Origin of the sequence: Zunongwangia sp., from assembly GCF_048269745.1 — a bacterium.
In the GTDB taxonomy this organism is placed as follows: Bacteria; Bacteroidota; Bacteroidia; order Flavobacteriales; family Flavobacteriaceae; genus Zunongwangia.
In genome coordinates this window covers 1-6,547 of the sequence record NZ_JBLXIB010000035.1, presented here as the reverse complement: position 1 = coordinate 6,547, position 6,547 = coordinate 1, and the positions used below count along the sequence as shown (strand labels likewise).

At 30.8% G+C, this 6,547-nt stretch carries 7 protein-coding genes; all 7 read left to right on the top strand.

Features of this window, described 5'->3' with window-relative positions; translation table 11 throughout:
• The first annotated feature begins 91 nt into the window (after window positions 1–91).
• The 7 genes from ACN0WI_RS16815 to ACN0WI_RS16785 all read left to right on the top strand — a co-directional run bounded on the left by ACN0WI_RS16815 (window position 92) and on the right by ACN0WI_RS16785 (window position 6,406).
• Window positions 92–1,186: an AbiH family protein gene (locus tag ACN0WI_RS16815; RefSeq protein ID WP_417888210.1), complete on the top strand. Its 1,095-nt coding sequence runs from the start codon at window positions 92–94 to the stop codon at window positions 1,184–1,186.
• A gap of 164 nt (window positions 1,187–1,350) precedes the next feature.
• Window positions 1,351–2,355: a C45 family autoproteolytic acyltransferase/hydolase gene (locus tag ACN0WI_RS16810; RefSeq protein ID WP_417888209.1), complete on the top strand. Its 1,005-nt coding sequence runs from the start codon at window positions 1,351–1,353 to the stop codon at window positions 2,353–2,355.
• Window positions 2,356–2,485: 130 nt separating this feature from the next.
• The gene (locus ACN0WI_RS16805) at window positions 2,486–3,082 is read left to right on the top strand and encodes a hypothetical protein (RefSeq protein WP_417888208.1); all 597 of its coding nucleotides are present in this window, start codon (window positions 2,486–2,488) and stop codon (window positions 3,080–3,082) included.
• Between the two features lie 142 nt (window positions 3,083–3,224).
• Window positions 3,225–4,028, top strand: a complete 804-nt coding sequence (locus tag ACN0WI_RS16800; RefSeq protein ID WP_417888207.1) for a hypothetical protein — start codon at window positions 3,225–3,227, stop codon at window positions 4,026–4,028.
• A gap of 158 nt (window positions 4,029–4,186) precedes the next feature.
• Entirely contained in the window at window positions 4,187–4,798 is a 612-nt protein-coding gene (locus ACN0WI_RS16795; protein WP_417888206.1) for a hypothetical protein, read from the top strand.
• Window positions 4,799–4,948: 150 nt separating this feature from the next.
• Window positions 4,949–5,488: a hypothetical protein gene (locus ACN0WI_RS16790; protein ID WP_417888205.1), complete on the top strand. Its 540-nt coding sequence runs from the start codon at window positions 4,949–4,951 to the stop codon at window positions 5,486–5,488.
• Between the two features lie 153 nt (window positions 5,489–5,641).
• On the top strand, window positions 5,642–6,406 hold the full coding sequence (locus tag ACN0WI_RS16785; RefSeq protein ID WP_417888204.1) for a hypothetical protein: 765 nt from the start codon (window positions 5,642–5,644) through the stop codon (window positions 6,404–6,406).
• The last annotated feature ends 141 nt before the right edge of the window (window positions 6,407–6,547 follow it).

Here is a 6,547-nt window from a genome sequence, read left to right as displayed (position 1 = left end):
AGCATAAAAGTCGGGAATTTTAGCTATCTTAGTTTCTAAACAATCTGCAACTGATTGTTATACAAATCCGTTGGCAACAAACCATTCACAAATGCAATCAAAAAATATTATTGTTCTAATAGGAAATGGTTTTGATATAGCAAATGGATTCAAAACTAAATTTTCAGATTTTGCAGATAATTATATTGAATATAAAATAATTCCAGAGTTGGAAGATGTAATTATTAAAAAGAATAATGAGAATACATTTTTCCGCCGACCATTTGTAAAGGCGATGATTTCTAAAAGAAGTGCGTACAATTATGAAAATGTAGAAGATGCATTGTGGCTATACACTAAAAATGGTAATTCAGAGGATTTAAAGCAATATATATGTGAGAATTATCAGATACTTGGAAATATTCTTCAAAATTCATTACTCGGGAAGCTTTATTCCAGTACAGATAAAAACTGGTTTGACATAGAAAACAAATATTTCAAAGAATTGGTAGAAATTAAAAATCAAGCGATTAAACATAAAACTAAACAATTCAATTATGGACCGTTAAGAATTATTAATAAAGAATTTAGTGAAATTAAAAAGGAAGTTCTTGAATACTTAAGAAAAATTGAAATTTCAATTGATACTAAAATATTACAGTTTTTCATAAAATATTTCCACAATGTTAGAAATGTATACTTCATTAATTTTAATTACACAAGCACATTAAAATTATATACAGATAAAGTTACTTTTAATGGAAATTATAAGATAAATCATATACATGGAGATCTTGATTCTGGAAAAATAGTATTTGGATATGGCAATGATCAAAATGATGATTACCGAGAAATAAAAATGCTTGAAGAAGATGAGTTTTTGAGATACTTTAAAACCTTCGATTATTTAAATAATAGTAATTATGATAAAGTTAGTAGTGAAGCTATTGACAAATTTTCAAATTATGAGGTTTACATTTTAGGTCATAGTTTAGGAGCAACAGATAAAACATTATTATCAGAAATATTAAATTCCGAAAAATGTAAAAAAATAAGATTCTTTAAAAGAACTGATTTGGTAAAACATCCAAGCTTAATTCAATCAAATTTTAGAGAATTAACTTATGCTGCAAGTAGAGTATTAACAAATGAAAGAGAACTCAGAAGAAAAATTGTGAATTTTGAAGATTCTGTTTCGTTTCCATAACCGGTCAGTTGCTAACATCGGTTAATCGCAAATAACGGGAATTGCCGAAAAAGTGTAATTTTAGAAACCAAGAAAGAAATGGTTAAGCCGACAAGTCCGCGTCCTTACTCCCGCGACTTGCGATAACCGTAACCGTGTGGCATTAAAAAAAACAACGAGATAAAATGTATCATCCAAGATTATACGGAGAATTTTACGGAATGGGATTAAAGTATGGCAAACTGCTATACGAAAAAGCAAATTTCGTAATTCCGACAATTAGCAAACAGAAAATGGATTTTGGACTTGAATCTTATCAAGACCTAAAATTATTCTATCCCGAAGTTATCAATGAAATTGAAGGTTTCGCCAAAGGAATCAAAGACAAACCTGAAAAGTTAGGTGCATTTTTATTGAGCCTTGGAGTTTTCAATTCGACTGGGCAATGTAGCGTGTTTGCTTTCAAAAACAGAGATAGCACAATAATTGGTCGGAATTATGATATGCTTTTCGATTTTAAAAAATTTACAGAAAGTAGTCTAATAGCACCTAAAGACAAATTCTCGTACATAAGCCAATCGGACGTTTTTATTGGTCGCTCGGACGGAATTAACGAAAAAGGTCTGTCTGTTGCAATGTCGTTCGTCGATGGAACGGAAATCCAGACTGGAATTAGTTTTCATTTTATCGTAAGAAAAATTTTAGAAGATTGTGAAAACACAAAACAAGCGATTGAATTAATTCAAAAAGCCAAAGTTTCATCCGCTAACAACTTTTTGATTGCAGACAAGAACGGAGAGATAGTAGTAGTAGAATCTGCACCTCAAAAAAGTATTGTTAGACCACCTCAAAAAAACGAACGATTTATCTACATAACAAATGAATTTAAGACAAAGGAAATGCAACCTTTCGACCGTGGCGGAGTGGAATGGAGTAAAAGCACGGAAAGATATAACGGATTGAAAGACAATTTAAAATCCGTTAAAGAAATGGATTTGGAAAAAGCCAAAGAAATACTTTCGGACAAATGTGTATGCCTGAATTTAAAAAAAGAGAAATTCGGTACAATTTGGTCAATAGTGGCAAATTTGAACGAATTGAAAATTGAACGAGCGGAAACCAAACCTACAACAAAAAACTATAAAGCGGAAACCAGACTTGATTGGTGGATGAAAAAAAACGCCACATAACAATGTATATAAAAAATAGGCGGAACAGTAATGAAATCAAAGCCTTTGGTTTGTATCAAACTTTGTACTTAATCGAAAGTTTAGTTCTTTCTAATCACCTACTTTTCATATACTAACCGTTAGGGCACATATGAACAAAACCTCGATAATATTGACTTTTCTTTTTGCCATAGTATTAATTTCCTGTGGTAGAAATTATCGTGTGGACAAAAACGATTTGAATTATATTCCTTATAACGGAAATGAGGTTTTAATTTTTAAATCTGACTTGAATAGAATGGACACAATTTTCGTCAAAGAATTGCGTAAATTTAATGGATGTTATGACCCTTTGTCCTTTTCGTCAGATGATTGTGAGGGTTATGAAATTGTTACAAAAGCAACTGACCCGAATTACGATAGATATCTGGAAGGTCAAGGTTTAGTGCATATTGTAAAATCAAAAGATGGCGAAACTTATATAAACTTTGGAATTACTATGAAAGGTTCTTGGTTTTATGGAGCTGAATTACATCCGATAAACCTAAACCGATTTGATAGTATTCCGACGTCTTCAATGGTTATAGAAAATAAAAAATATGACGATGTCAAAACGTTAAAATCAGACGGTCGATATAGTAAAAGAGACAATTACGTGGAAAGAATTTATTGGAGTGTTTCAGACGGATTTTTAGGACTTGATAGAAGAGACGAAAAGTGGAGATTAATAAAAAAATACGTGCCCTAACAATGTATAACCGCAATTACGGCGGATTCGACTACGTCCGAATCCACTCGGAATTGCTAACGTCAGTGCCAAACCGAAAATAATCGCTAATTTAACCCGTAACTGACGGTTATACTAGACCGTTGTACGTAATGTTAGAAAAATGAAAAATTTAGATAGATATAAAGATGATTTAAAAAAATTAATTTCTGAGGGAGAGGATTTAATTCTATCAATGCAATTTGAATGCTATCCAGAAGAATTTGAAGAACATTTCAAAGATAAAAGTAAAGATTTTGATAATTTAAAAAAAAAGCGGAAATCTGTAAAAAAATATTATCAAACTTGGTATTCTGAAGCTTTAGTTCTTTTGACACAATTATTACCAGATAGAATTGCTGATTTTAAAAAACTTTATGAAAAACCAAGAACAAGAAAGTCAATAGAACACGGAAATTATGTAATGGAAGATTATCTTCAAGGTTTAATAGTTACAAGAGGACCTTACAAGGATAAAGTTGTTGGACCAGATTCTGCACTAAATCAACTTGAGCAACAATTTGCTATACTAAAATCTGTTGAGAAGAGATTCGAAAGTTCCCTGTTCGATATCAAACAAATTACTCAAGCAGAAATATTCGATTCCGAATTAGATTCAGCAAAAGAATTAAATAGAAAAGGATTTACTAGAGGAGCTGGTGCTATAGCAGGAGTTGTTTTAGAAAAGCATTTAGCTCAAGTTTGTATAAATCATAAAATCAAAATTGCAAAGAAAAATCCTTCAATTTCAGACTATAATGATAAGCTCAAAACTTTGGAAGTAATTGAGGTAAAAGACTGGCGCAAAATTCAACATTTAGGAGATATAAGAAATTTATGCGATCACAATAAGGAAAAGGAGCCTACAAAAGAAGATGGAGAAGATTTAATTTATGGTGTTGAAAAGTTAATTAAAACATTATATTAAAAACACTACGTACAACACCGTATAACAACAATTGCGGCTTTGTGTCCTGCGGACACAACCTCGCAAGCATAAAAGTCAGGAATTTTAGCTATCTTAGTTTTAAAGCAATCCGCAACTGATTGTTATACAAGACCGTTAGCTGCAAGCTGAAAAACGAAATGAACAAACCAATTAAAATAATATTAGGAATATTTTTGACCATTATTATTGGATTTTTTATTTTCTTACATATAGCTTTTGACGGAATTTTTACTGGTCCTTCTTATAACAAACAAGACTTAATTGACAATTTCGAAAGGAAAAAAAACGAAATTATAGAAGTCAAAAAGTTTATAGACTCAAAAACACCTTCTGAAACATATATTTCAATTGAATTTGAAAATGGAGAACTTGGAATTTTTCACGTTAAGAAAAATGGGAATTATGAAAGCAACTGGAATTTGGATATTGACTCAAAGAAAACGGATTCGCTTTTAACAGTAATTAATTGGACAAAAAACGACCTGAAAAATCTGAAACAGAAACTAGACAAAGCAAATTGCATTTCAGTATCAAGTGGAAACCCGACAACTATAGGTTGGCAGAGAAGCGGAATGGGAAAATTTTCATATGGAATTTTCAACAAAAACACGAAAGATAGCTTGATAAATCAATATAATGATGGCTGTACATACATATATTACAAAGACAATGTAGTTTTAGAATATGGAGGTGGAGCAATCGGAATGCAATGTTTTCCAGAATTTTATCAAAATAAAGATAAGGAATGAAAAGCCAGCAGCTAACAATGTATAACCGCAATTACGGCGGATTCGACTACGTCCGAATCCACTCGGAATTGCTAACGCCAGTTCTTAACCGAAAATTATTATCTTTAAAACCGTAACTGACGGTTATACAAACCCGTTGTAGGTAATTAAATGAAAATATTAACTAACATATTAATTTTACTGATTTCTAATTTGACTTTAGCTCAAATTGAGAAAAAAAATGACACACTCGAAATTTGGACTCTTTTCAGTATTGGAAATTTTGTGAACCAAAATGCGGAAAAAATAATTGAAAAAGAGTGGCCATTTAAAGTTAAAGGAATTGCAGGAGACTCATTTGTTGAAGGTTTAATTGATAGTGTTGAAATTCACAACAATAAGATTTGGAATTATTTAGATTCGAATGGATATTCAAATTCAAAGAAAAAGTTTGAATCAGATTTACTCGCTGAAATTATCCGAATAAAAAAAGCAGTAGAAATTTCACAATCTAATAAAACAGTAGCTGAATTATATGCTAAACTGAGAAAGAGGAATTTGCAGAATTACACTGAATTAAAAAAAGTAAATAATACTAAATATGAATTTACTATTTTTAGTTTTGACTTGAAAAATATAGAAAAAGAACAAGAGTTTGAATTTAAATTAATATTTGATTTGAAAAAGGAAAAAATAAAAATTATCGAATAAAAACTACCTACAACACCGTGTATAATTAATTGCTAGTTATAGCCTACTTACGAAAGTCCTCTCAGACTTTCTATCTGTGATTTATTTGCTAACTTTAGTGCTTAAACACGCAACTAACCATACACGAAACCGTTGTGCAACATTTGACCAAAAATGAGAAATCGAATTTTAACAATATTATTTTTAGCTATAAACCTGACCTTATTCGGACAAGAATCTAAAGACTGTTATGAAATAAAGTATCTCGACTTTTTTGGGTTAGACAAAATGGAAATTATAAAATGGCCAGAATCAGAACTTGACGGTCTATCGAAAATGGATTTTACTAAAGACATAGGTCAATCTGAAATTAAAACCAATTTCATTATTCCAATGATTGTCTATCAATTAAAAGAATATCATCCAAATTGTAATATAAATATTGATACAACTTATTTTAATAAAATTTCAGAAATCTATTTGAAAATTAGAGAAATTGACTCGACCGAATTTCTACAAAAATCAATCGCTGAAAAAATTGACTTCTTACGTGCTGACTTCTATTCTCAAGTCGAAAATGTGGAATATCTACCTAAAATGACAACAACTTTTGATGACGGACCTTTTTACGGAGTTAACTATATAGAAAAATCGGAATTAAAACCAATCAAAACACAGGAAACTGAATTTGGAACTTTAGTTGTTTCAAAAGCTAAAGACAAAACAATACTTGCAAGTAAAGATAAAAACGGAAACACAATTTGGCAGAAGTCAATTACTGGATTGTCGGACAGAAATTTAACCGAATTACATTTTACCGAAAACCCAATGGAATACAATTCTGTTGCGACTGTTGCTCATATGTATTCTGAAGGAGAAAGATTTACACTATATTTAAAAAGCGATGGAAGTTTTATGTATTACTTTCATTCGTGGTAAATAAAATAAATAAATAACGTTGCACAACAATGGCTATATGTAATTGCTTATTCTCGCCTACTTCTGAAAATCCTCGCGGATTTTCAGTTTGGTGTGTACTTGCAAAGTTAAGTGCTAAACCACGCAACTACTCATAGCCGA

Bases quoted from the DNA above. Each gene is read 5' to 3' on its own strand.
- ACN0WI_RS16815 (WP_417888210.1), top strand. From the start codon at position 92: ATGCAATCAAAAAATATTATTGTTCTAATAGGAAATGGTTTTGATATA.
- ACN0WI_RS16810 (WP_417888209.1), top strand. From the start codon at position 1,351: ATGTATCATCCAAGATTATACGGAGAATTTTACGGAATGGGATTAAAG.
- ACN0WI_RS16805 (WP_417888208.1), top strand. From the start codon at position 2,486: ATGAACAAAACCTCGATAATATTGACTTTTCTTTTTGCCATAGTATTA.
- ACN0WI_RS16800 (WP_417888207.1), top strand. From the start codon at position 3,225: ATGAAAAATTTAGATAGATATAAAGATGATTTAAAAAAATTAATTTCT.
- ACN0WI_RS16795 (WP_417888206.1), top strand. From the start codon at position 4,187: ATGAACAAACCAATTAAAATAATATTAGGAATATTTTTGACCATTATT.
- ACN0WI_RS16790 (WP_417888205.1), top strand. From the start codon at position 4,949: ATGAAAATATTAACTAACATATTAATTTTACTGATTTCTAATTTGACT.
- ACN0WI_RS16785 (WP_417888204.1), top strand. From the start codon at position 5,642: ATGAGAAATCGAATTTTAACAATATTATTTTTAGCTATAAACCTGACC.